This window comes from Devosia sp. Root436 (assembly GCF_001426345.1).
GTDB lineage: Bacteria > Pseudomonadota > Alphaproteobacteria > Rhizobiales > Devosiaceae > Devosia.
The window spans coordinates 227,360-250,574 of the sequence record NZ_LMEM01000009.1 but is presented as its reverse complement, the minus strand read 5'-3'; the positions used below and the strand labels follow the sequence as shown (position 1 = coordinate 250,574).

27 protein-coding genes are annotated in these 23,215 nt (G+C 64.0%); 5 read left to right on the top strand and 22 right to left on the bottom strand.

Annotation, left to right across the window (positions count from 1 at the left end):
- Nucleotides 1-21 precede the first annotated feature (21 nt).
- The 8 genes from ASD04_RS06240 to ASD04_RS06205 all read right to left on the bottom strand — a co-directional run bounded on the left by ASD04_RS06240 (nt 22) and on the right by ASD04_RS06205 (nt 5,364).
- A complete protein-coding gene (locus ASD04_RS06240) occupies nt 22-609 on the bottom strand; it encodes a hypothetical protein (protein ID WP_056254136.1) in 588 nt (195 codons plus the stop codon).
- Between the two features lie 9 nt (nt 610-618).
- Nucleotides 619-1,002: an MliC family protein gene (locus ASD04_RS06235; RefSeq protein ID WP_056254134.1), complete on the bottom strand. Its 384-nt coding sequence runs from the start codon at nt 1,000-1,002 to the stop codon at nt 619-621.
- A gap of 67 nt (nt 1,003-1,069) precedes the next feature.
- A complete protein-coding gene (locus ASD04_RS06230) occupies nt 1,070-1,522 on the bottom strand; it encodes a DUF4126 family protein (RefSeq protein WP_056254131.1) in 453 nt (150 codons plus the stop codon).
- A gap of 64 nt (nt 1,523-1,586) precedes the next feature.
- The gene (ureC, locus tag ASD04_RS06225; RefSeq protein WP_056254129.1) at nt 1,587-3,296 is read right to left on the bottom strand and encodes an urease subunit alpha; all 1,710 of its coding nucleotides are present in this window, start codon (nt 3,294-3,296) and stop codon (nt 1,587-1,589) included.
- A 145-nt stretch (nt 3,297-3,441) separates the two neighbouring features.
- Complete coding sequence (locus ASD04_RS06220; protein ID WP_056254126.1) at nt 3,442-3,834, bottom strand: hypothetical protein; 393 nt, start codon at nt 3,832-3,834, stop codon at nt 3,442-3,444.
- Nucleotides 3,835-3,902: 68 nt separating this feature from the next.
- Complete coding sequence (locus ASD04_RS06215; protein WP_056254123.1) at nt 3,903-4,208, bottom strand: urease subunit beta; 306 nt, start codon at nt 4,206-4,208, stop codon at nt 3,903-3,905.
- A 63-nt stretch (nt 4,209-4,271) separates the two neighbouring features.
- Nucleotides 4,272-4,574: an urease subunit gamma gene (locus tag ASD04_RS06210; RefSeq protein ID WP_056254120.1), complete on the bottom strand. Its 303-nt coding sequence runs from the start codon at nt 4,572-4,574 to the stop codon at nt 4,272-4,274.
- A 10-nt stretch (nt 4,575-4,584) separates the two neighbouring features.
- Nucleotides 4,585-5,364 carry an urease accessory protein UreD gene (locus tag ASD04_RS06205; RefSeq protein WP_244488262.1) on the bottom strand — a complete coding sequence of 260 codons (780 nt, stop codon included), beginning with the start codon at nt 5,362-5,364 and terminating at the stop codon, nt 4,585-4,587.
- Between the two features lie 146 nt (nt 5,365-5,510).
- Here ASD04_RS06205 and ASD04_RS06200 point away from each other — a divergent pair, with 146 nt between their 5' ends.
- A complete protein-coding gene (locus tag ASD04_RS06200) occupies nt 5,511-5,831 on the top strand; it encodes a hypothetical protein (RefSeq protein ID WP_056254119.1) in 321 nt (106 codons plus the stop codon).
- A gap of 50 nt (nt 5,832-5,881) precedes the next feature.
- On the opposite strand, the gene urtE is transcribed toward ASD04_RS06200, so the two are convergent.
- The 6 genes from urtE to ASD04_RS19590 form a co-directional block, all read right to left on the bottom strand.
- Nucleotides 5,882-6,586, bottom strand: coding sequence for an urea ABC transporter ATP-binding subunit UrtE (urtE, locus tag ASD04_RS06195; RefSeq protein WP_056254114.1), 705 nt, complete (start codon nt 6,584-6,586; stop codon nt 5,882-5,884).
- The gene (gene urtD / locus ASD04_RS06190) at nt 6,583-7,335 is read right to left on the bottom strand and encodes an urea ABC transporter ATP-binding protein UrtD (RefSeq protein WP_056254110.1); all 753 of its coding nucleotides are present in this window, start codon (nt 7,333-7,335) and stop codon (nt 6,583-6,585) included. The genes urtE and urtD overlap by 4 nt, the downstream gene beginning before the upstream one ends.
- A gap of 3 nt (nt 7,336-7,338) precedes the next feature.
- The gene (gene urtC / locus ASD04_RS06185) at nt 7,339-8,514 is read right to left on the bottom strand and encodes an urea ABC transporter permease subunit UrtC (RefSeq protein WP_056254107.1); all 1,176 of its coding nucleotides are present in this window, start codon (nt 8,512-8,514) and stop codon (nt 7,339-7,341) included.
- A 163-nt stretch (nt 8,515-8,677) separates the two neighbouring features.
- On the bottom strand, nt 8,678-10,294 hold the full coding sequence (urtB, locus tag ASD04_RS06180; RefSeq protein ID WP_056254104.1) for an urea ABC transporter permease subunit UrtB: 1,617 nt from the start codon (nt 10,292-10,294) through the stop codon (nt 8,678-8,680).
- 161 nt (nt 10,295-10,455) lie between these two features.
- Nucleotides 10,456-11,712, bottom strand: coding sequence for an urea ABC transporter substrate-binding protein (gene urtA, locus ASD04_RS06175; protein ID WP_156461179.1), 1,257 nt, complete (start codon nt 11,710-11,712; stop codon nt 10,456-10,458).
- A 558-nt stretch (nt 11,713-12,270) separates the two neighbouring features.
- Nucleotides 12,271-12,672 carry an META domain-containing protein gene (locus ASD04_RS19590; protein ID WP_056254099.1) on the bottom strand — a complete coding sequence of 134 codons (402 nt, stop codon included), beginning with the start codon at nt 12,670-12,672 and terminating at the stop codon, nt 12,271-12,273.
- 187 nt (nt 12,673-12,859) lie between these two features.
- Between ASD04_RS19590 and ASD04_RS06165 the strand changes: the two genes are divergently transcribed.
- Nucleotides 12,860-13,174: a hypothetical protein gene (locus ASD04_RS06165; RefSeq protein WP_056254098.1), complete on the top strand. Its 315-nt coding sequence runs from the start codon at nt 12,860-12,862 to the stop codon at nt 13,172-13,174.
- 75 nt (nt 13,175-13,249) lie between these two features.
- Here ASD04_RS06165 and ASD04_RS06160 read toward each other — a convergent pair whose 3' ends face one another.
- Nucleotides 13,250-13,894 (bottom strand): helix-turn-helix transcriptional regulator, encoded by a 645-nt coding sequence (locus tag ASD04_RS06160; RefSeq protein WP_056254096.1) that lies wholly within the window; start codon nt 13,892-13,894, stop codon nt 13,250-13,252.
- Between the two features lie 175 nt (nt 13,895-14,069).
- Between ASD04_RS06160 and ASD04_RS06155 the strand changes: the two genes are divergently transcribed.
- Together ASD04_RS06155 and ASD04_RS06150 are read left to right on the top strand one after the other, a co-directional pair.
- Complete coding sequence (locus ASD04_RS06155; RefSeq protein WP_156461135.1) at nt 14,070-15,227, top strand: hypothetical protein; 1,158 nt, start codon at nt 14,070-14,072, stop codon at nt 15,225-15,227.
- Between the two features lie 271 nt (nt 15,228-15,498).
- Nucleotides 15,499-15,963: an Lrp/AsnC family transcriptional regulator gene (locus tag ASD04_RS06150; protein WP_156461134.1), complete on the top strand. Its 465-nt coding sequence runs from the start codon at nt 15,499-15,501 to the stop codon at nt 15,961-15,963.
- A gap of 1 nt (nt 15,964) precedes the next feature.
- Here the strand turns inward: ASD04_RS06150 and ASD04_RS06145 are convergent, their stop codons facing one another.
- Nucleotides 15,965-16,483 (bottom strand): MarR family transcriptional regulator, encoded by a 519-nt coding sequence (locus ASD04_RS06145; protein WP_056254090.1) that lies wholly within the window; start codon nt 16,481-16,483, stop codon nt 15,965-15,967.
- A gap of 137 nt (nt 16,484-16,620) precedes the next feature.
- Here ASD04_RS06145 and ASD04_RS06140 point away from each other — a divergent pair, with 137 nt between their 5' ends.
- Entirely contained in the window at nt 16,621-17,511 is an 891-nt protein-coding gene (locus ASD04_RS06140; protein ID WP_056254086.1) for a branched-chain amino acid aminotransferase, read from the top strand.
- Between the two features lie 74 nt (nt 17,512-17,585).
- On the opposite strand, the gene ASD04_RS06135 is transcribed toward ASD04_RS06140, so the two are convergent.
- The 6 genes from ASD04_RS06135 to ASD04_RS06110 form a co-directional block, all read right to left on the bottom strand.
- Nucleotides 17,586-18,032, bottom strand: coding sequence for a molybdenum cofactor biosynthesis protein MoaE (locus ASD04_RS06135; protein ID WP_056254081.1), 447 nt, complete (start codon nt 18,030-18,032; stop codon nt 17,586-17,588).
- Nucleotide 18,033: 1 nt separating this feature from the next.
- Nucleotides 18,034-18,285, bottom strand: coding sequence for a MoaD/ThiS family protein (locus tag ASD04_RS06130; RefSeq protein WP_056254078.1), 252 nt, complete (start codon nt 18,283-18,285; stop codon nt 18,034-18,036).
- Nucleotides 18,282-18,848 (bottom strand): CDP-diacylglycerol--glycerol-3-phosphate 3-phosphatidyltransferase, encoded by a 567-nt coding sequence (gene pgsA / locus ASD04_RS06125; protein WP_056254075.1) that lies wholly within the window; start codon nt 18,846-18,848, stop codon nt 18,282-18,284. Before pgsA ends, ASD04_RS06130 begins: the two co-directional genes overlap by 4 nt.
- Nucleotides 18,849-19,079: 231 nt before the next feature.
- The gene (locus ASD04_RS06120; protein WP_056254070.1) at nt 19,080-20,153 is read right to left on the bottom strand and encodes a 3-deoxy-7-phosphoheptulonate synthase; all 1,074 of its coding nucleotides are present in this window, start codon (nt 20,151-20,153) and stop codon (nt 19,080-19,082) included.
- Between the two features lie 235 nt (nt 20,154-20,388).
- Complete coding sequence (gene uvrC, locus ASD04_RS06115; RefSeq protein WP_056254067.1) at nt 20,389-22,275, bottom strand: excinuclease ABC subunit UvrC; 1,887 nt, start codon at nt 22,273-22,275, stop codon at nt 20,389-20,391.
- A complete protein-coding gene (locus tag ASD04_RS06110; RefSeq protein WP_056254066.1) occupies nt 22,272-23,063 on the bottom strand; it encodes an SDR family oxidoreductase in 792 nt (263 codons plus the stop codon). The genes uvrC and ASD04_RS06110 overlap by 4 nt, the downstream gene beginning before the upstream one ends.
- Between the last annotated feature and the right edge of the window lie 152 nt (nt 23,064-23,215).

Here is a 23,215-nt window from a genome sequence, read left to right as displayed (position 1 = left end):
GCTCAGATGGCTGGGGTCCGATCAGGGTATCGTATAGAAAAACCGGCTAACCAAATAGCCCTGATAGACCAGATGCAGCAGCACGGCGCCCAACTGGACGCGCCGGTCGGAGGAGCGGATGGCGACGGCGCAAAGAATGAGCCCGAACGGTATCTGGATGATGTAGTCGAATTCGAAACGGGTCCAATAACCGTCGCCCTTGATCATCGTGTCGATGGCGTCGAGGACGAAGGTTGAGGCGAACAGCCCGAAAAACCAGCTGCGGCGCTTGAGGAAGAAATCCTCGTAGCCGTCATATTCGGCGATGTTGTCGGGCGAAAGCAAAGCGGCGAGCAGGAACAGGGTGACCGCGTAAAAGATGAGGAACAGCGTGATGGCGAAGCTCCACTGTTCCAGCCGGAACAGGGCGAATTCCCACCACCAGAACAGAACCAGCTCCACCAGGATCGAAAAGACCCAGAGCAGGTGAAGCACCGACCGGCGCGCGCGATGGGGGTGCTGGATCAGCCCGGCAACGATCATCAGCAGCCGGGTCATGCCCAGGCCGATAACCATGCCCATCAGAATGCGGACATGGGGGAAGAGTTCGGCCGAGCCCAGATGTTCCATGAAACCAGACTATGGTGTGTTGTTCACTTCGCTGCAGGTAAGCACGGGCGCGGTGTCGTCGCCAAGCGTGGTGTCGTAGAGGTTTGCCTCGGCGCCCTTGGACCACCAGATCCACTGGCCGGAGGCGTAGCGCACGCCCGAGGCTGCGATGAGCGAGACGAAGACCAGAGGCTCGGGCTCCTCGGCGATGGGCACCAGTGCCAGGAAATTGGGCGCTGCATTGATGTAGGTGACAGTGACGGGTTCGCCGGTCGCGCAGTCATAGACCATGGTGCGGCGTTCGAAATCGGACTGGGTTCCGAGCTCGATCTGGAGGGAGGTTTCCACGGCCTGGGACGCGGTGGGCAGCAGCAGGCCGGTGGCGAGGACGGCGGCGAGAAGGGGCTTTGTCATGGGGAGCTCCGATTGAGTTGCGCCATGATGCCGCCGCGGCGCGGCGGAAATGGGGTCAAAGCGCCGATCAGGCCAGGTAGACGACTGCCAGCGCGGCGACGATGGCAACGGCATCCTCGATCAGGGCAGCCGGCAGGTCGCGCCCGAATGCCTTGGCGAGGCGGGCGCGGATATCGGCGCCGCCATAGGTGCCGACGACGGCGCCGACCGCGCCCAGAACGGCCCCGACGATCCAGTTGTCGACCATCAGCAATGCACCTGCGAGCGCACCCAGTACGATGCGGGTGCCGAACTGCACCGGCACCTTGCGGCTGGGCGTATTGGGCAACTGGTCGCTGACCAGCTCGGCAATGGCGAGCAGCGTGATGATGACTACGGCGATGATGTTGCCGAGGAAGGCGAGCGGGGTGGCGCTGAGGTCGATCCAGCCGAGCCAGGCCCCCCAGGCAATGGCGGCGATCGGTGTAACGGCACGCAGACCGGCCGTGATACCGATGAGAACTGCAAGAACGTAGATCATGATGAACCCCGGTTGACGCTTAGGAGGGGCAGCCTGCGCCTGCTGCGAGAGACTGTCCAGAGGGCTAGAACAGGAAGTAGCGCTGGGCCATGGGGAGGATGGTGGCAGGCTCGCAGGTGAGCAATTCGCCGTCGGCGTGGACCTCGTAGGTTTCGGGATCGACGTCGATGTCGGGTGTCGCCGCGTTGTGGATCATGGATGCCTTGCCGATGCCGCCGCGGGTATTGGTGACGGGGAGCATATGCTTGGCGACGCCGAGCTTGTCGCGCAGGCCATCGTCGAAAGCGGCCTGCGAGACGAAGGTGACGGACGATGAGGTCAGCAGCCTGCCGAAGGAAGCGAACATGGGCCGGTAGTGCACCGGTTGGGGCGTGGGAATGGAGGCGTTGGGGTCGCCCATCGGGGCGGCGGCGATGGAGCCGCCGAGCAGCACCATTTCGGGCTTCACGCCGAAAAAGGCGGGGTTCCACAGCACCAGGTCGGCACGTTTGCCCACTTCGATGGAGCCGATATGCTGGCTCATGCCGTGGGCGATGGCGGGGTTGATGGTGTATTTGGCGATGTAGCGCTTGACGCGGAAATTGTCGTTTTCGCCGGTTTCCTGGGCCAGGCGACCGCGCTGGCGCTTCATCTTGTCGGCGGTCTGCCAGCAGCGGATCAGCACTTCGCCGACGCGGCCCATGGCCTGGCTGTCCGAGGAGATGATCGAGAGGGCGCCCATGTCGTGGAGGATATCCTCGGCGGCGATGGTTTCCTTGCGGATGCGGCTTTCGGCAAAGGCGACGTCTTCGGGGATGGATGGCGAGAGGTGGTGGCAGACCATCAGCATGTCGAGATGCTCGGCGATGGTGTTGACGGTGTAGGGGCGGGTCGGATTGGTCGAGGAGGGGATGACGTTGGGGAGGCTGGCGACCCTGAGGATATCGGGGGCGTGGCCACCGCCGGCGCCTTCCGTGTGGAAAGCATGGATGGTGCGGCCCTTGAAGGCGCCGATCGTATCCTCGACGAAGCCGGATTCGTTGAGCGTGTCGGTGTGGATCATCACCTGCACGTCGTAGTCGTCGGCGACGGCGAGGCAATTGTCGATGGCGGCCGGCGTGGTGCCCCAATCCTCGTGGAGCTTGAGGCAGGCGGCGCCGGCCAGGATCATTTCGGCCAGCGGGGCGGGGCGGGAGGCATTGCCCTTGCCGGCCAGGGCCAGGTTCATCGGGAAGCCGTCGAAACTCTCGATCATGCGCTGGATGTGCCAGGCGCCTGTGCAGGTGGTGGCCAGCGTGCCATGGGCCGGGCCGGTGCCGCCGCCGAGCATGGTAGTGACGCCGCTCATCAGCGCTTCCTCGATCTGCTGGGGCGCGATGAAGTGGATATGGGCATCCATACCGCCCGATGTGAGGATGCGGCCTTCGCCGGCGATGATCTCGGTCGAGGGGCCGATGATGATGGTGACGCCGGACTGGGTATCGGGATTGCCGGCCTTGCCAATGGCATGGATGCGGCCATCCTTGAGGCCGATATCGGCCTTGTAGATGCCGGTGACATCGACCACGAGCGCATTGGTGATGACGGTATCGACCGCACCCTCGGCACGAGTGCGCTGGGACTGGCCCATGCCATCGCGGATCACCTTGCCGCCGCCGAATTTCACCTCCTCGCCATAGGTGGTGAAGTCTTTCTCGACCTCGATGAAGAGCTCCGTATCGGCCAGCCGGACGCGGTCGCCGGTCGTGGGGCCATACATGTCGGCATAGGTGGCGCGGGAGATGCGGGCGGGCATGGGCAATCCGGGAACAGGGGGCGCGTCGGCCCAACTCTGTCCCCGTTAAGTTGCCCTTGCAAGGAAAAGCGATGCAGGAAGCATCGTCTTGTCATGCCTGCCTAAAGTGTGGGCAGGGTGGCGCCAAACTGGGCGCGTATCGCAGTCAGTTGGCGCGCGGGACGGCGCGGCGGAAATTGGCTTCGGCGGCGGCGATGATCTGATCGAGCAGGGGTTCGCCGGCCGCTATCTCGGGGTCGTCACGCAGCGTAACCGATATCAGCGACATGGCGAGGGCCTGGATGGCATAGGCCTGCTTGGCGCGGCCTTCGCGGTGATGCAGGTTGCCCTGGTCCTGGAAAGCGCGCAGCACGTCGTCGCGCGTCTTGGGCATCATGGTCCGCTTGGCGGTGAGCCAGTCGGAACTCTTGAGGTCATCGGCAAGACCTGCCGCCAGGCTCCCCAGCAGGAACATGGCCTCACCATCATCTGTGCCGCTCTGCTGCAGGTCCGAGAGGACAGTGGCGAGGCGAATCTTGAAGTCTTGCTGCTTGGTCATGGCGGGTCCGGATCGATGCAATGATCCGCCCTTAGCGCATTTGCACAGGCCGCGCCATGATCTCGACCTTAGAGGGCGCCCATGACCTGCTGGCGAAAACCGAAAACCACGCGATCGCCGCCCAGCGGGATCAGCCGCACCTCGCGAGCCTGGCCCGGCTCGAACCGGACGGCAGTGCCGGCGGCGATGTCGAGGCGCATGCCCCTTGCCTTGTCGCGATCGAAGCGCAGGCCGGCATTGGCCTCGAAGAAGTGGTAGTGCGAGCCGACCTGGATGGGGCGGTCGCCGGTATTGGCGACCTCGATGGTGAGCTGCGGCGCATCGGCATTGAGTTCGATTTCGCCGGATTTCGGGATGATTTCACCGGGGATCATGGGGCTCTCCTTGTTGTCGCATTTCCGAACCGCAAAACCGTATCCACTTTGCGGGGAGACGCCCTAGCGAATGGGTTCGTGGACGGTGACGAGCTTGGTGCCGTCGGGGAAGGTCGCTTCCACCTGCACATCGTGGATCATCTCGGCAATGCCGTCCATGACCTGGGCGCGGCTGACCACATGGGCGCCGGCTTCCATCAATTCGGCCACGGGCCGGCCGTCGCGGGCGCCTTCCACCACGAAATCGGTGATAAGGGCGATGGCTTCGGGGTGGTTGAGCTTGACGCCACGCTCCAGGCGTTTGCGGGCGACGATGGCGGCCATGGCTATCAGCAGTTTGTCTTTTTCGCGGGGCGTCAGGTTCATCGGCGGGGTCCTAGAGGTGCCAGAGGCGCGGCAGCGAACCGGCTTGGGTGAGTTCTGTCAGAACTGGAACGATCAGCCGGCGCAGCGCCAGCCCGGTCTGGGCCAAAGCGCGCATCACCAGCCGTTCGCCATTGGCGCTGGCGGCGATGCGGCCGTCGCCTGTTGGCAGGAGGGCGCGCAGTCGGGCGAGCGTGGCGGTGCATTGGTCGGCCGAGGAGGCAATGTGCAGTATGGAGGCGAAGGCGCGTCTGCCGGCCAGCAGCGACAGGCCGTCGCGTTCGGCCAGGGTGCCGTCGAGGCGGGTCGCTTCGGCGTGGATCAGGCGGCCCTTGCGGCGGATGCGCCAGTTGTCGCGCAAGCGGGCGTCGAGCGCGGCTTCGCCCATGGCGTCGCGGCCGAGCAGGATGGCTTCCACTGCGGTCAGACTGGCGCCTTCGGCCAGGTCTATATCGATGCGGCGATCGAGCTGGCTGGCGGCAAAGAGGATGGTCTCCTGCGGCAGCCAGTCGAGATGGGCGCCAGCACCGACCGATAGTCTGGTTTCCACCGTGGCGGGGCCGCCGATGGAGCGATAGATGCGTTCGCAAGCCTGGGTAGTGAGCACCATGTGGCCACCCGCCGCCAGCTCGGCGGACCATTGCATATGGTCGCCTCCGGTCAGGCCGCCGGCCGTATTGATGAGCACCGCTTCCAGCGCCGGAGAATGGGTGTGGGGCAGGCGAATCTTGGCGCAACCGTCCTGATAAAGCGTTGCCAGCCGGGTTGCACCAGCGCGCTGCAGCGTCGTCACGCCGCCCTCGCCACGGGCCCGTTGCAAGGCATTTGCGGGCGCACGACTTGTTGATCCTGCAGGTTTTTCAGCAACGATTGTCAAGGAAGGACGTTTCCTAAGCGAGCAGATGCTCATTCATTGAGACATTATAGAAGGCTATTAAAATGCACATCAAAACCATTGCATCCGCTGCTGTACTCACCGCCGCCCTTGGCTTCAGCGGTATGGCTTATGCCCAGACCATGATCGGCAATGCAGAAGTGTCCGAGGCGGACATGGAACGCGTGAAGAACTATTGCGTGGACCTGCAGACCGAAGCCAACCAGGCTGTCGGAACGTCCGAAACCGACTCTAGCGAACCTACTGAGGATTCGGTCACCGAAGAAGGTGGCACGACCCTGGGTGCTGTCGATATCGAACAGGTTACCCTCGAGAACTGCCTGGAAGCCGGCTTCATCGAAGAGCCCGTTGCCGCTCCGCAGTAAACTATCCTCCCAATATTCTGAACGCCCGGCATTGCCGGGCGTTTTTTCGTCTAGACCATGAGGTGGCGGCGGACATCGGGCAGGTCGAGGTCGCTGGCCAGACCGGCATGCTGAATTTCACCACGATCCATGACGTAGATATCGTCGGCAATCTCGCGGCAGAAATCGAGGAACTGTTCGACCAACAGGATGGTCATGCCCTTTTCGTCGCGCAGGAATTGCAGCGCGCGGCCGATATCCTTGATGATGGAAGGCTGGATGCCCTCGGTGGGCTCGTCGAGTACCAGCACCCTGGGTCGGGTGACCAGCGCGCGCCCGATGGCGAGCTGTTGCTGCTGGCCGCCCGAGAGGTCCCCGCCCCGCCGGCCCAGCATGGACTTGAGCACGGGGAAGAGCTCCAGGATGTAGGACGGGATGTTCTTGTCGGCGCGCGGCAGGCCGGCATAGCCGGTTTCGAGGTTTTCCTTGACCGTCAGCAGCGGGAAAATCTCGCGGCCCTGCGGCACGTAGCCGATACCCAGGCGCGCGCGCTTGTAAGGCGGGGCCTTGCGCAGGACTTCGTCGCCGAAGGTGATTTCGCCCGAGGTGATGGTGTTGATGCCGGTGATGGCGCGCAGGGTGGAGGATTTGCCGACGCCGTTGCGGCCCAGAACCGCGGTGATGCGCCCGGGCTTGCAGGTGATGGAGACCGATTTCAGGACCTGGGCGGCGCCGTAATGGAGGTCGACGGCGTTGATGGAGAGGGCGGTGCTCATCGTCCGAGGTACCTTTCGATGACGACGGGATTGGCGCTGACCTGGTCGAGGCTGCCTTCGGCCAGGACGGCGCCTTCGGCGAGGCAGGTGACGCGGGAGCCGAGTTCGCGCACGAAGCTCATGTCGTGTTCGACCACGACGACGGAGCGGGTCTGGGCGATCTGCTTGAGCAGCTTGGCGGTTTCGATGGTTTCGGCATCGGTCATCCCGGCGACGGGCTCGTCGACCAGCAGCAGCTTGGGATCCTGGGCCAGCAGCATGCCGATTTCGAGCCACTGCTTCTGGCCGTGGCTGAGATTGGCGGCATAGTCGTCCTTGCGACCGAGCAGGCGCACGGTCTCGAGAATTTCGGTGATGCGGGCGATATCGGCTTCGTCGGCGACATAGAAGAGCGCCGGGAAGACGCCGCGCGGCTTTTTGAGCGCCATCTCGATATTGTCCCAGATGGTGTGGCTTTCGAAGACCGTGGGTTTCTGGAACTTGCGGCCGATGCCGAGGTTGGCGATGGCGGCTTCGTCGAGCCTGGTGAGATCGGTGCGGCCGTCGAACAGCACCTGGCCATCATCGGGGCGGGTCTTGCCGGTGATGATATCCATCATCGTGGTCTTGCCGGCGCCGTTGGGGCCGATAATAGCGAGCATTTCGGCGGGGTGGACGATGATCGAGAGATTGTTGATGGCCTTGAAGCCGTCGAAGGCGACGGAGACGCCGTCGAGATAGAGCATGGTGCCGGTCTTGTCGGTGGTCATGGCCTATTCCGCCGGATTGGGTTGGGGATCGGTGCCGGCTTCCACCTGCATCGGGGTCGGCGCGTCGCGATCATGCTGCTCGCGCTTGGTTGTCGCGGCGCGATATTGGCCGATCAGGCCGACAATGCCCTTGGGCAGGAACAGCGTCGTCACGACGAAGAGGGCGCCGAGAGCGAAGAGCCAGTATTCGGGAAAGGCGCCGGTGAAGTAGGACTTGCCCACGTTGACCAGGATACCGCCGATGATTGGCCCGATAATGGTGCCGCGGCCACCCACGGCGGTCCAGATGACCACTTCGATGGAGTTGGCCGGCTCGAATTCGGACGGATTGATGATACCGACCTGGGGCACATAGAGCGCTCCGGCTATGCCGGCGATGATGGCCGACACCACGAAGGCGAAGAGCTTAACATATTCGACGCGGTAGCCGAGGAACCGGGTGCGGCTTTCGGCGTCGCGCACGGCGACCATGACCTTGCCGAGCTTGGAATTGACGATCATCGAACAGGCAAGGACGGCCAGCGCCAGGGCGATGGCCGATGCAGCAAAGAGGGCCGCGCGGGTGGAGGTGGCCTGGACCGGGACGCCGAGGATGTCCTTGAAGTCGGTCAGGCCATTATTGCCGCCGAAGCCCATATCGTTGCGGAAGAAGGCCAGCAGCAGGGCATAGGTCATGGCCTGGGTGATGATGGAGAGATAGACGCCGGTGACGCGGCTGCGGAAGGCGAGGAAGCCGAAGATGAAGGCGAGCAGGCCCGGGACGAGGACGACCATCAGCATGGCGAAGGCGAAATTGTCCATGCCGAGCCAGTACCAGGGCAGTTCCTTCCAGTTCAGGAAGACCATGAAATCGGGCAGGGTCGGGTTGGCGTAGACGCCGCGGGTGCCGATCTGGCGCATGAGATACATGCCCATGGCATAGCCGCCGATGGCGAAGAAGGCGCCGTGGCCGAGCGAGAGAATGCCGCAATAGCCCCAGACGAGGTCGAGGGCCAAGGCGAGCATGGCGTAGGTCAGGTATTTGCCGAAGAGCGGCACGGCATAGTTGGGCAGGCGGAACGGGTTGTCGGCCGGCAGCAGCAGGTTGGAGGCCGGCACGGCGACGGCGACCAGGATGAGGATGGCGACCAGGATGAGGGCCTTTTTGTCGAGGGCTCGGAACAGGGCCTGGGTCAGCATGGCAACGCGCCTCCAAGGAAGGACCCCTCATCCGCCCTTCGGGCACCTTCTCCCACGAGGGGAGAAGGGGATTGAGCCGTGAGTCCGCAGTCAGGACCCTTCTCCCCTCGTGGGAGAAGGTGGCGCGAAGCGACGGATGAGGGGGTTTTGTTGAAAGCAGCAATCATGCTTCGATCGAGCGTCCCTTGAGCGCGAAGAGGCCGCGGGGACGGCGCTGGATGAACAGGATGATGAGAACGAGAATGATGATCTTGCCGAGCACCGCGCCGGCATAGGGCTCGATGAACTTGTTGGCGATGCCCAGCGTCAGGGCGCCGACCAGGGTGCCCCAGAGATTGCCGACGCCGCCGAAGACCACGACCATGAAGCTGTCGATGATATAGCCCTGGCCCAGATTGGGCGACACATTGCCGATCTGGCTGAGGGCCACGCCGGCGAGGCCGGCAATGCCGGAGCCGAGGCCGAAGGTCAGGGCATCGACCAGGGGGGTGCGGATGCCCATGGCGGAGGCCATGCGGCGGTTTTGCGTGACGGCGCGCATGTGGAGGCCAATGGCGGTGTACTTGAGCACCAGCAGCAGGGCCACAAAGACCAGGGCGGCGAAGATGACGATGTAGAAGCGGTTCCAGGTGATGGCGAGGCCGCCCAGCTCGAACGATCCGGACATCCAGCTCGGATTGCCGACTTCGCGGATATTGGCGGTGAAGATGCGCTGCACCGCCTGCTGGATGATGAGGGACAGGCCCCAGGTGGCGAGCAGGGTTTCGAGGGGCCGGCCATAAAGGAAGCGGATGATGCCGCGCTCGATGGCGACGCCGACAAGGGCGGTGAAGAGAAAGGCCAGGGGCAGGGCGATGGCCAGGGACCAGTCGAACAGGCCGGGGGCATTCTGTCGGATGATCTCCTGCACCACGAAAGTGGTGTAGGCGCCGAGCATGACCATTTCGCCATGGGCCATGTTGATGACGCCCATGACGCCGAAGGTGATGGCGAGGCCGATGGCGGCGAGCAACAGGACGGAGCCGAGCGAGACGCCGAACCAGACGTTCTGCGCCACGTCCCAGACGGCCTGGTCGCGGGCGAGGCCATCAATGGCGGATTGAATAGAAGGTTTGAGCTCATCGGGTGCGCTGGCGAGGGCCGTGGTCAGCGTATTGAGCGCGTCGCGGCCGCCAATGGCCTGGACGACGGCGATGGCGGCGGTCTTGTCCGTGATCGAGGCATCAGGTGACTTGAGCATGATGACGGCGCGGGCCTGTTCCATCACGCGCCTGATGGTGGGGTCCGCCTCGGCAGCCAGGGCGCTATCGAGCAGTTCGAGCTGGGCCGGATCGGCATCGCGCAGGATGGATTGGGCGGCGGAAAGGCGCACGGAGCTGTTTTCGCTCAGCAGGGTCATCTGGCCGATGGCGGTGCGCAGGACGCGGCGCAGGCCGTTATTGACCTTGACCTTTTCGAGGTTGTCGCCGGTGAGCGGCGCCAATTCTGCTTCGGTGAGCGGATCGGTCAGGTCACCCTTGCCACCGGGTTGCGTCGTGAAGACCACCTTGCCACTGGGTTCATCGAAGTAGAGCTCGCCTTCGAGCAGGGTTTCAAGGATCGGCACGACGCGCTGGTCGCCGGTGGCGACGAGTGTGCCGATGGCGGCTTCGCGGTCCTTGAAGCTGCCGGGGGCGAGGGCGTCGATGAGCGAGGTGAGTTCGGTGTCGACGAGTTGGGCGTAGGCCGGGACGGCGCCCAGCAATATGATCAGGGTTGCTAGTATTTTGGAGAACGCCATGGCAGCCCCGATCTGACCAGTAACTCGGTGTCATCCCGGCGAAGGCCGGGACCCGTCTTGAGATCTCAGGATGGATCCCGGCCTTCGCCGGGATGACATCGCGGGTTTTGAGAGATCGCTGGGCGAGGGCGGCCGAAGCCGTCCTCGCAATCAATTGGCCGCTACTGCACCGCGGCTACGTCGCCGCCGCAGGTCTTGGTTTCGGTATTGTAGTTGCCGCACGAGATCGGGGCGGTCCAGTCGGCCTCGATCAGCTTGGATTCGGGCAGGAAGTCAGACCAGGCGTCGCCCGGGACGAGGTCGGATTCCGACACGACTTCGAACTGGCCATCGGCCTGGATTTCACCGATCAGCACCGGCTTGGTGATGTGGTGGTTCGGGAGCATCTTGGCGATGCCGCCGGTCAGGTTCGGGGTTTCGAGGCCGATGATGGCGTCGAGCACGGCATTGGTATCGGTGGTGCCGGCCTTTTCGACGGCCTGGACCCAGAGGTTGAAGCCGATAACGGTGGCTTCCATCGGATCGTTGGTCACCTTGTCCGGATTGCCCATGAAGGCCCGCCAGGCCGCGATGAAGGCTTCGTTTTCCGGGGTATCGACGGACTGGAAGTAGTTCCAGGCGGCGAGATGGCCGACCAGCGGGGTGGTGTCGAAGCCGGCAAGCTCTTCTTCGCCGACCGAGAAGGCGATGACCGGAATGTCCTCGGCCTTGATGCCCTGGTTGGCCAGTTCCTTGTAGAAGGGCACGTTGGCGTCGCCGTTGATCGTCGAGATCACCGCCGTCATCTTGCCGGTCGAGCCGAAGGCCTTGATGTCGGAGACGATGGTCTGCCAATCGGAATGGCCGAAAGGGGTATAGTTGATCATGATGTCTTCGGCGGCAACGCCGTGATCGAGCAGGTATTGCTCGAGAATCTTGTTGGTAGTCTGCGGATAGACATAGTCGGTGCCGGCGAGCACCCAGCGTTCGACGCCGGCATTTTCCATGAGGTAATCGACGGCCGGAATGGCCTGCTGGTTGGGGGCGGCGCCGGTATAGAACACGTTGCGCTGGCTTTCCTCGCCCTCGTATTGCACGGGGTAGAAGAGGATGGAGTTCAGTTCCTCGAAGACCGGCAGGACCGACTTGCGCGAAGACGAGGTCCAGCAGCCGAACACGGCGGCGACGCCATTGACTTCGATCAGTTCACGGGCCTTTTCGGCGAAGAGCGGCCAGTCGGAGGCGGGATCGACCACGACGGCTTCAAGCTGCTTGCCGAGAAGGCCCCCCTTCTTGTTCTGCTCGTCGATCAGGAACAGCATCGTGTCCTTGAGCGTCGTTTCGGAAATGGCCATCGTGCCCGACAGCGAATGGAGGACGCCGACCTTGATGGTGTCGTCCTGGGCGACTGCCGGAACGGCAATTGCGCCCATCGTCATAGCCACGCCCAGCCCCAGCCCCGCAATAGCGCGGTTTACTCCTGTCATGTTTACCTCCGACAGATATGTGTTTGCACCGTCGGAATAATTGCAAAGGCCATGCCAGCGCCGGGCGGCAAGCCCTAAGGCTTTGATTCAATGTGGGTATGAGGAAGTGCTGCGTGACCTGCGGCCTGACCACAACCAGCCAGCGCCAAGCGATTGCCTGTTTTCGAGGCGGGTATATCGAGGTGTGGTTAAATAATGTGCAGATCGTGCAATGCCGGTGGATCGCTGCACGAAAATCGGGCGGCGGGGTGACCGGGGCCGGGGGTTGGGCTAAACTCGGCGCACCGAAGATTTTTCTTCGGCAGAGGTTGTTTGCACCAACACCCTCGGCCCCGCGCCTCCGGGCGTGGGGCTTTTGATTTTCGTGTTCACTTTGAACTCATGAGCATTCGCTTAGGCGATGTCATCCCGGCGAAGGCCAGGATCCATCTTGAGGTCTATCCGCGCCCGGAGGACACCGTGATTGAAGCCACGGGCGGGTTACATGCGCGGCGATACCGGCACGTTGGTTTAACTACCCGGCGTGAACTCGGCGACGATGGTGTCGCCTTCCAGCAGATGCAGGTTGCCATCGACAATGGCGAAGCCGTCCGTCGCTTCCAGTGCGGCGAAGAAGGCCTGTTCCTGGGCCAGGCCATCGCAGGCCATCATGGTGGAGAAGACCTCGGTGATGTCGATGCCATCAGGCGTCGCGGCGAGATTGCCGCCATAGGTGTTGCAGCCGCCATTGCCGCCAATACTGTCGGCCGAGATGACCAGCGTAGAGGTGACTTTCGTGTCGACGGGAGCGCCGTCGAGCGCAGCCAGTTGCCAATTGGTGCCGATGAGATCGGCCAGCGGGTCGCCATCGGCGGCGGCGGGGATCGACAACAGGGCCAAGGCGGCGAGGCTCAGCAGGGTTCGGGACAGCATGGGGCATCTCCTGATTTGCGGGCAAAGTGGCGGCCGATTATGGCGGTTTTCGACCGGTTTGACGCCCTTGGCACGCATAGTTCGCATGGAACGCATAAAATCGGGGGGCAAGATTGCCGGGCGCCGGTGCTCGATGTTTCCGTTGCTGCGTCGAATACGACACAGAAAAATCGGGAGTATGCGTAAGATGAAGACCTTGATCGCGGTATCGGTCGTTGCCGTCATGGCGATGACTTCGGGCGCCCAGGCCGGCGGCTTCTTTCACAAGCGGGTCAGCAATAACCTGCTGTCCAATATCACCGGTATCGCCGTGGGGCTGACCACGCGCGACATCAACGTGCTCAACGGTAATACGATCGCGGTGGGCAATAACAGCTCCATCCTGTCGGGGATCGGCAACGGCAATGCCAATGGCCTGCTGAGCGGCAACGGCCTGCTGAACGGCGTGCTGAGCGGCAACGGCATTCTTGGGCTGGGCGGCCACAACCGCAGGCACTGGTAGGCCGCGCTCCCCTGGGGCCAGACCTCCAGGCCCCACCCCGGAGGGTCCGCGCCGCTGCCCCGGTGCGGACCTTTCCTATTGCGGCAAATGCCAGAGGGTCATGGAGCGGCGCGTTTCTCCGGTGGGATCGAGCCGGACTTCCTCGACGCGGATATCGGCGGCGCCGGGGCCGGCAGGACCGAAGCTCAATTCGCAGAGGCACACCCTGATGCCGGCAATGGAATGAATGGTCTTGCCGATGCTGGCGGTCCAGTGCGTGCCTTCATGGCGGAAGGGCAGGGTGATGGTAAGGCCGACCACGCCACCGGGATCGCGCAGCAATTCAAGATAGCGCCGCTGCACCGGAGCGAAGGGCGGGTTGCGCTCGGGATCGAGCACCCAGCCGAAGCGGTCGAGCGGATTGGGCGAGGCCTGGAAGGGCAGGCTGCGCGCCAGGATGGCGAGTTGGTCATCAAACAGCAGCAGGTGCTGGCTGGAATGGATGACGAAATGCTTGAGCGCCAGCAGCGGATCGATTTCCGGCCCGCGAATGAGCCGGCGAATGGCTTCGATATTGTGCGGGCGCGGCAATTCCCGCCCGCTTTCCCAACGGCTGATCTGGCTTTGCGCCACGCCCAGGCATTTGGCGATGGCATCCTGGCGCAGCCGCGAGCGGATACGCCAGGCGCGCAATTCGCCGCAAATCTCTTCGGTCCGGTCGTGATCGTGCTTGAGCATCATGCCCGACAAAATCCGGGTTGAGCGAAGAAGAATATAGTTAATCAAATACTTACAAACCGGTTCTCCTGCGTTAATGGTCAATTTCAACCAGGACAAATACGGGGAATGACTTAGCCCCTACGTGAAATATTGGTTACCGAAACCGTCGATCCTGCATCCGTGACAGGAGGCGGGGATGGGCAGGCTTTGCGTTGCTCCGGTGTTGATGGCAATTCTGGGCGCCGCGCCGAGCGTGGCGCAATCGCCCCTGGCGCTGTCGAGCGAAATCGAAACCGGCTGGACCTCCAACGCCACCGACAGCGCGGCGGGCGGGGCGGATTTCTACGTGACCCATAGCCACGACATGTCGCTGACCGGCCAGACCGGCAACCTGCTGCTGCGTGGCAGCCTGGCCATGAGCCAGACCCGCTTAGCGACCTTTAGGTTCGAGGATGATGCGGAAGTGACCGGCGCCATCGAGGCGCAACTGGCGCTGGGGGCGGCGGCGTTGCGGCTGGGCTATGCGGTGACGCAGAGCTGGACCGGGGATGACCTGTCGGTCGGAGGGCTCGTGGTTCCGGTGCGCAGCCCGGCGAGCGAGCATGAATATGTGGCCGAGTTCACCCTGAGAGGGGTCGACCAGCAGGTAGTCGTGGCGGTGACGGGCGACTGGGTGTTGCCTGGCGAGAGCGTGCTGGGCGGGCTCGGCCTGCCGCCATTGCGGCTGACGCCCCAGGTGGGTTCGGTCGCGGGGCGGATAGACTGGGAGCGGGCTTTGTCGCCCAATCTGGCGATGCTGACGGGGTTGGAGGCGTGGTTCACGCTGATCCCGGAAGCCGACCGGATCACCTATCTGCGCATCCCGGTCGATGGCGGCCGGGTCAGCGCCGGCTTGAGGGTGGCCGATGGCGGCTGGTCGGCAGAGGGGGCCGGTGGCCTCGACCTGGTCTGGCCCAAGGGTTTGAGCGGGATGATCTGGACCATGCCCTATGTCTCGGTCTCGGCGAGCGTGGTGCCGATGGCCGGGGTGACGCTGGCGCTCAATGCGGAAACCGGAGTCGAACTGGCCGATCCGCTCGATGGGGCGGCGGGACGAACGGCCGCCCTGGATCTCGGCGCGACATGGCTGCTGACGCCGGATATTGCGCTGTCGGCAAGCCTCGCGGCGCAGCAGGAATGGGGGTTGTTCGACGACAGTATCAGCCGTTCGGTGCGCACGGCCATGGTGGGGGCAAGCTATGCCGTGTCCGAACGCTTCACCTATCGGGCGACGCTATCGTGGTCGCGCCATGCCGATCCCGGCGAGAGCTACGACAAGGCGGGCATCGGCCTGTCGCTGCGCGGCGATTTCTAGGCAGGGCCGGTCGCCGGGAACTCTTGCCGGTCAGCATCGTTATCCGACTGAACCCGGCCGCGGTCCACCGCGGTAGTCCGGGATTGGCTTTGGTGCCTGTTCCTCCCGGGCGCCAGGCGATCGGTGGACTGCTGCAGAGGCTGACGCTCCTTTGTGGTGTCTCCGGTGGGGGCGCGAGACTTCGGTTTCGCGCCCTTTTCTTTTTGGCTTGCACTCGGGCGCCCGCCGCTGAAATGTCGAATGACATTCGAGGCAGGACGGAAAACGCGCAATGACATTGCAGATCGATGGTGTGGACCGCAAGCTGTTGCGGGCGCTGCAGGTAGACAGCCGCAAGAGCGTGCAGGTGCTGGGAGATGCGGTGGGCCTATCTGCCTCGGCCTGCCACCGGCGGCTCAAGGCGCTGGAGGAGCAGGGGCTGATTGAGGGTTATCGCGCCGTGCTCAATGCCGGGCGGCTGGGCTATTCGATGCAGTTTTTCATCGAGGTGGGGCTGACCAGCCAGAGCGAGGCGGCGCTGGACGCGTTCGAAGCCGCAGTGCAAGACATTCCCGAAGTGCTCGAATGCCACCTGATGGCTGGGCAATCGGATTATATCCTGCGGGTGGTCTGCCAGGACCATGAGGATTTCGAGCGGCTGCATCGGCGGCTCAGCGCGCGCCTGCCCGGGGTGGCGCGAATTCACTCGAACATGAGCATCCGCACGGTCAAGGCGCGAACCGGGCTGCCGATCTAGGCTACAGCCCGTTCGTCAGGTTCAGCCGGTCCAGTACGGGGCGGTCGGCGGGGTCGACCATGCCGGCGAGGAAGCGGGTGACCACGCGGCGGGAATCGGGCGGCAGGGCGGCGATGGCCGCGGTGATGCGGCTGGCCTGGGTGGCGGACAGGGTGGCGAAGAATTGCCGTCCCTTGTCGGTGGCGTGGAGCAGGCGCTGGCGGCGGTCGGAATGGCCGGTCTTCTGCTCGATATAGCCGTTGTCGATCAACTGGCGCAGCACGCGGGCCAGGCTCTGCTTGGTGATCTTGAGAATATCGAGCAGGTCGGCCACCGGCATGCCGGGGCGCAGATTGACGAAATAGAGCACGCGGTGATGCGCCCGGCCAAAGCCCTGGCGGCCGAGCAGGGCATCGGCATCGCCGGTGAAATCGCGATAGGCGAAGAAAAACAGGCCCATAATGTCGAGGGGCAGCGCCTCGCCGCCGGGCGGGGCGGAATTTATGTCAGCTATGTTGACATTTTTCTGGTGCGCTGCCATTGTCTTCCCATCAGGACGCCGTTCCGTCTTATCCCTCAGCCTTTGTGGTTTGCCAAGGCCTTGGGCCTGAGGCATGATTGGCGCCAAACGGATGGCCGCGTGTGGCGGCGCCCAACAGGAATATGCGGGAGAGGACGATGGCAGGCGTGCCGATGGACCAGCGCGATGGCTGGATCTGGTTTGATGGCGAATTCAAACCGTGGAAAGACGCAAAGATTCACGTGCTGACGCACGGGCTGCACTATGCCAGCTCGGTATTCGAGGGCGAGCGCGCCTATGGCGGCGAAATCTTCAAGTCGCGCGAGCATACCGAGCGGCTGATCCGCTCGGCCAAGACGCTCGACATGCCCATGCCGTGGTCGGTGGAGCAGATCGAGGAAGCCAAGCGCGCGGTGCTGGAAAAGAACGGCCTGGTCGATGCCTATGTGCGTCCCGTGGCCTGGCGCGGCTCGGAAGAGTTGAGCGTTCCGGCGCGCAACAATACGGTGCATCTGGCGATCGCCGCCTGGGTGTGGCCGAGCTATTTTTCGGTCGAGGAAAAGCTCAAGGGCATTCGCCTGGAATGGAGCAAGTGGAAGCGCCCGAGCCCGGAGACGATTCCGTCCTCGGCCAAGGCCGCCGGCCTCTACATGATCTGCACGCTGTCCAAGGACGCGGCCATGGCCAATGGCTATGCCGACTCCATGATGCTGGACTATCGCGGCTATGTGGCCGAGGCCACCGGCGCCAACGTGTTCTTCATCAAGGGCAAGGACATCACCACGCCGACCCCGGACTGCTTCCTCAATGGTATTACGCGGCAGACGCTGATCGACCTGGCCAAGCGCAATGGCTACACGGTTACCGAACGCCATATTCTGCCGGAAGAGCTTGCCGACTTCGACGAGTGCTTCCTGACGGGTACGGCTGCCGAGGTCACGCCGGTCAGCGAGATCGGGCAGTACAAGTTCACGTCGGGCGAAGGGTGCAGGACGCTGATCGATGCCTATAGCGCAGAGGTTCAGCCCAAGCGCGCTGCGGCGGAATAAACGGAATCAGTTTGTGAAAAAGCCGGGCCAAGTGCCCGGCTTTTTTGTTGGTTTCGTGCCACGAGGGCGTGGCATTACTCCCACCGCGCCTTGGCCACATCATCCTCGGCCTTGGCCTCGACCCAATGCGTGCCGTTCGGTCCGGTTTCCTGTTTCCAGAACGGGGCGCCGGTCTTGAGGTAGTCCATCAGGAATTCGGCGCCCTTGAAGGCGGCTTCGCGGTGGGGGGAGAGGGTCATGACCTGGACGATGGGCTCGCCGGGGGCGAGCGTGCCGTAGCGATGGATGACGGTGGCGGCGAGGAGGCCGAAGCGGCTGGTGGCCTGCTCGACGATTGATGCGAGCTGGTTGATGGCCAGTTCGGGATAGCATTCGAGCGTCAGCGCGGTGATGGGGTCATCGGGCCGGCTGCGGACGACGCCGGTGAAGGTCACGGCGGCGCCGGCGCCCTGGCCGGCGGCGAGGAAGGCGTTGGTTTCGGCGCCGGGATCGAACGGGTCGGTGGAGACGCGGACAGCCATGTCAGCCGCCCGTCATCGGCGGGAACAGGGCGACGACTCTGGCGCCGGCAATGGGGGTGCCGTGGGTCACCAGTTTCGCATCGACCGCCGCCTTGATGAGGCTGCGCTTCTCGACGGCGAGGGCGAAGGCTTCGTCTTTGCCGGCAAGCCAATCGATGAGGTCGGCAATGGTCACCACGCTGGCGGGCGGGGACACCTCTTCCTCGCCGCGGTTGAGGCGCTCGCACAGCCAGGCGAAATAGAGAATCTTCATTTTTGCTCTTCGACCAGATGGGGCCAGGAGGCGCGCAGATATTGCCAGCCGGTCCACAGTGTCAGGATGCCGGCGACCCAGAGCAGGATGTCGCTGACGAGGCCCAGGCCGGGGATGACGCGCTCGAGCAGCACCACGGCGAGGGCGACCAACTGCAACGTGGTCTTCCACTTGGCGAGCCAGGTCACCGATAGCACGACTTTGATATTGCCGAGGAATTCGCGCAGGCCGGGAATGAAGAATTCGCGGAACAGGATGGCACAAGCCGGGATCATGTCCCAGCCGGAAAAGCTGCCGTCCCAGGCGAGGGCGGCGATGAGGATGCCGACCAGCAGCTTGTCGGCGATGGGATCGAGCATGCGGCCGAAAGGCGAATGCTGATTCCAGGCGCGGGAGAGATAGCCATCGAGCCAGTCGCTGGCGGCGGCAATGACATAGAGGATGAGGGCGACCAGCCGCAGGATGATGTCGCCCTGCATCACCAGATAGACGATGGGGATGATCGCCAGGATGCGGGCGATGGTGATGAGATTGGGGACGAGCAGCAGCGGGTTCTTGGCCATGGAGGGACAGAACAGGAATGGTGGGAGGGGGTCAAGGTGTTGGTTTGACCTGCATTGTTGGCTCCATCGCCTCCCTTCCCCTTGTGGGGAGGGAATGAGGGTGGGGGCGTTTGGCCCGGAAATCGGGGCTTACTCACCCCCACCCTGCTCGATTCAACGGACTTGGCTGACGCCAAGTCCTATCTCGCTTCCCTCCCCACAAGGGGGAGGGGGCGGTGGACGGATCGGCGCCTAAGCCACCGCCTGGTTGGTCGCCGCACGCCGCTGCGTCACGGATTCCGCCAATGCCTCCAGCGCCGCGACCGTCGTATCCCAGTCAATGCAGCCGTCGGTGATGGACTGGCCGTAGACCAGCTCGCGACCTTCGACGAGGTCCTGGCGGCCGGCCACGAGGTTGGACTCGATCATGACGCCGATGATGCGGCGGTCGCCGGCGGCGAGCTGATTGCCAATATCGGCGAGGACCAGGGGCTGGTTTTCCGGGTTCTTGGAGGAGTTGGCGTGGCTGGCGTCGATCATGATGGTCGGCGGCAGGCCCGCTTTCTCGGCGGCAGCGGCAGCGGTATCGACGCTGGTGGCGTCGTAGTTGGGGGCCTTTCCGCCGCGCAGGATGATGTGGCAATCCTCATTGCCCGTGGTGGCGGCGATGGCGGAGCGGCCGTCCTTGGTGACGGCGAGGAAATGGTGCGGCTGGCCGGCCGAAGCCACGGCATCCAGCGCGATCTTGACGTTGCCGTCTGTGCCGTTCTTGAAGCCGACCGGGCAGGAGAGGCCGGAGGCCAGTTCGCGGTGGATCTGGCTTTCGGTGGTGCGGGCGCCGATGGCGGCCCAGCTCACGAGGTCCGCGATGTATTGCGGCGTGGTCATGTCGAGGAATTCGCAGGCGGCGGGGAGGCCGAGATTGGCCACGTCGAGCAGCAGGGCGCGGGCGGTGTGCAGGCCGGTATCGATATCGAAGCTGCCATCGAGGTTGGGATCGTTGATGAGGCCTTTCCAGCCGACGGTGGTGCGGGGCTTTTCGAAATAGACGCGCATGATGATCTCAAGCCGGTCGCCCAGGGATTCGCGCAGCGCCACCAGGCGTTCCGCGTAATCCAGCGCCGCAGCGGGATCGTGGATGGAGCAGGGGCCGACGATGACGGCGAGGCGGTCGTCTGTGCCGGCAAGGATGTTGTGGAAGGCGTGGCGGGCGCTGATGACGGTGCGGGTGGCGGCGTCGGTGCGGGGATGCTGGCGCATCACCTCGATCGGGGTGGTCAGCGGCTTGATCGCGGTGATGCGAAGGTCGTCGGTGGATTTGAGCACTTGATGGTCTCCTCGGGATTTCTGATCGGAGGCGGCCAACAAAAAAGCCGCCTCGTTGGGGGGCGGCTGGCTTCGGGTTTGGTCGTATCTTGTGAGATCAGATCAAGCGCGCGGTAGCCTCCGCCGGGAGCGGATAGCTAAACCAAAACGAAACGGTGGCGACGGAACGGATCATGCGGGATTTGTAGCGCGGGATTTTGGCCTTTGTCGAGTCCGACTTTTGGCGCGGGGCCTCCTATTCCACCCGGTTGAAGTGATCGTAGATCAGTTGTGCCATGGCGCTGGAGATGGTGGGGACGGCCTGCAGGTCGAGGAGGCTGGCGCGGCCGACGGCCTTGGCGGAGCCGAAATGGTTGAGCAAGGCGCGCTTGCGGGTGGGGCCGATGCCTTCGATCTCGTCGAGCGGGTTCTTGACCTGGTCCTTCTTGCGCTTGGCGCGGTGGGTGCCGATGGCGAAGCGGTGGGCTTCGTCGCGCAGGCGCTGGACGTAGTAGAGGACGGGATCGCGATGGGGCAGCATGAAGGCCTCGCGGCCTTCCATGAAGAATTTTTCGCGGCCGGCGTCGCGCTCCTCGCCCTTGGCTATGCCGATGAAGGTCACTTCCTTGGGCAGGTTCAATTCGGCGATGACGCCGCGCACGGCGCTCATCTGGCCGGCGCCGCCGTCGATGAAGACGACATCGGGCCAGTCGGGCATGCCGGTATTGTCGTCTTCGGCGTCGTTCTCGCTCTCATTGGCGAGCCGGGTGAAGCGGCGGGTCAGCACTTCACGCATCATGCCGAAGTCGTCGCCGGCCGCGATGTCGGATTTGATGTTGAAGGTCCGGTAGTGCTTCTTGGAGAAGCCTTCCTCGCCCGCAACCACCATGGCGCCGACCATGTTGGTGCCTGAAATGTGGGAGTTGTCATAGGTCTCGATGCGGCGCGGCACCTCTTCGAGGCCAAAGGTTTCCGCCACGCCTTCGAGCAGGGTGCGGTTGGTGGCGCCCTCGGCAAGCTGGCGGCCGAGGGCCTCGCGGGCATTGTTGAGGGCGTGGTTGACCAGGTCGCGCTTTTCGCCGCGCCGGGGTTGCTCGATATAGACGCGGCGGCCGGCGCGGGTGGAAAGGGCCTCCTCCATCAGCGCGTGTTCGCTGAGTTCATGGCTGATGAGGACCAGGCGCGCCGGGGTGCGATTTTCGTAGAACTGGCCGATGAAGGCTTCGAGCACTTCGGCGTCGGAGAGATTGGCGTCGGCGCGGGGGCGATAGGGGTAGTTGCCCCAGTTCTGGAAGGCGCGGAAGAAGAAGACCTGCACGCAGAACTGGCCGCCCTCGTGATGAATGGCGAAGACGTCGGCTTCTTCCACCGAGCGGGCGGTGGCGTCGCCCTGGCTCTGGATGAGGGCGAGGGCCGAGAGGCGGTCGCGCAGCAGAGCGGCGCGTTCGAAATCGAGCTGTTCGGCCGCCATGTTCATATCCGACTGCAGGTGGCTGCGGACGGCGTCAGACTTGCCCGACAGGAATTGCCGGGCATCCTCGACCAGCTCGCCATAGCCTTCGAGGCTGATTTCACGGGTGCAGGGGGCGGCACAGCGCTTGATCTGGAACTGCAGGCAGGGGCGGGTGCGGGCTGCATAGAAACTGTCCGAGCAATTGCGGAGCAGGAAGGCCTTTTGCAGGCTGGCAATGGTGCGGCCGACGGCGGTGGCCGAGGCGAAGGGGCCGAAATAGTGGCCCTGGCGGCGGCGCGTGCCGCGATGCTTGGTGAGCTCGGGCGCCTCGTGATCGGTGGCGATCAGGATATAGGGGAAGCTCTTGTCGTCGCGCAGCAGCACGTTGAAGCGGGGCTTGAGCCGCTTGATCATGTTGGCTTCGAGCAGCAGCGCTTCGGACTCGGTCTCGGTGCGCACGAATTCCATGGTCACGGTGGCCGCGATCATGCGTTGCAGGCGGACTTCGAGGCCGTCGGGGCGGGTATAGTTGGTGACGCGCGCCTTGAGATTGCGGGCCTTGCCCACATACATGACCGCGCCCTCGGCATCGAGCATGCGATAGACGCCGGGGGCCGCAGGCAGGGTGCGGACGAAGGCGCGGATGACCTCGTGGCCGCTGGGGGGCGGGGGGGCGGTATCGTCGCTCATGATCGGGGCGTGGGCGCGCGGCGCGCCGGATATTCGAGGTGTTGGCCACCATCGAGCGCCAGCATCTGGCCGGTCATGGATGGCGTGCGGAGCAGCATGAGGACGCCGTCGGCTATGGCTTCGGGGCCGGCATGGACGCGCAAGGGCAGGGCGGCGACATTGGCGCGGAAGGTGGTCTCATCCTGCCGCGAATGGGGCAATACGGGGCCAGGCCCGATGGCGTTGACCCGGATGGCGGGCGCCAGAGACTGGGCCAGCGTGCGGGTGGCGGTCCAGAGCACGGACTTGGACAGAGTGTAACTGAAATAGGCCGGCGACGGGTGCAGCACGCGCTCATCGACGATGTTGATGATATTGCCTTCGGCGCCCTCGGGGAGCTGGGCGGCAAAATCGCGGGCGAGAAAGACCGGCGCTTCGGCATGGATGGCGAAATGCTGGTCCCACAGCTTTTCGTCGATGTCGCGGGCGCTGTCGGGATCGAACACCGAGGCGTTGTTGACCAGCACCGTCAGCGGACCGAAATGGCCGGCCGCCTTTTCGATCAGAGCGGCGCGCTGACTACGCTTTGCGAGATCGGCCTTGAGGGTGGCAGCGCGGCCGCCGGTGGCATTGATGCGGTCGCGCACCTGGCGGGCGCCGTCGGCATCGGAGCGATAGTGGATGACCACGGCATGGCCGGCATCGGCCAGAGCCAGGGCGATGGCGGCGCCAATGCGGTCGCCGGCGCCGGTGACGAGGGCGACGGAGGAGGCCGGTGATGGGGTGGGGCGATTCGACATAATGGGCATACAAGACCTTGTGGGCGGACCATAGGCCGCTTTGGGCCCCCGGTTCAATATCGTCGACAATGGCAGATTTGCTGGGGTCTGCTGACAGGTTCGGACAGCAGTCTTGTCCTTTTGTTGGCAGGGGTTCGGGCGTAGGCTCCCTCTGTCATCGC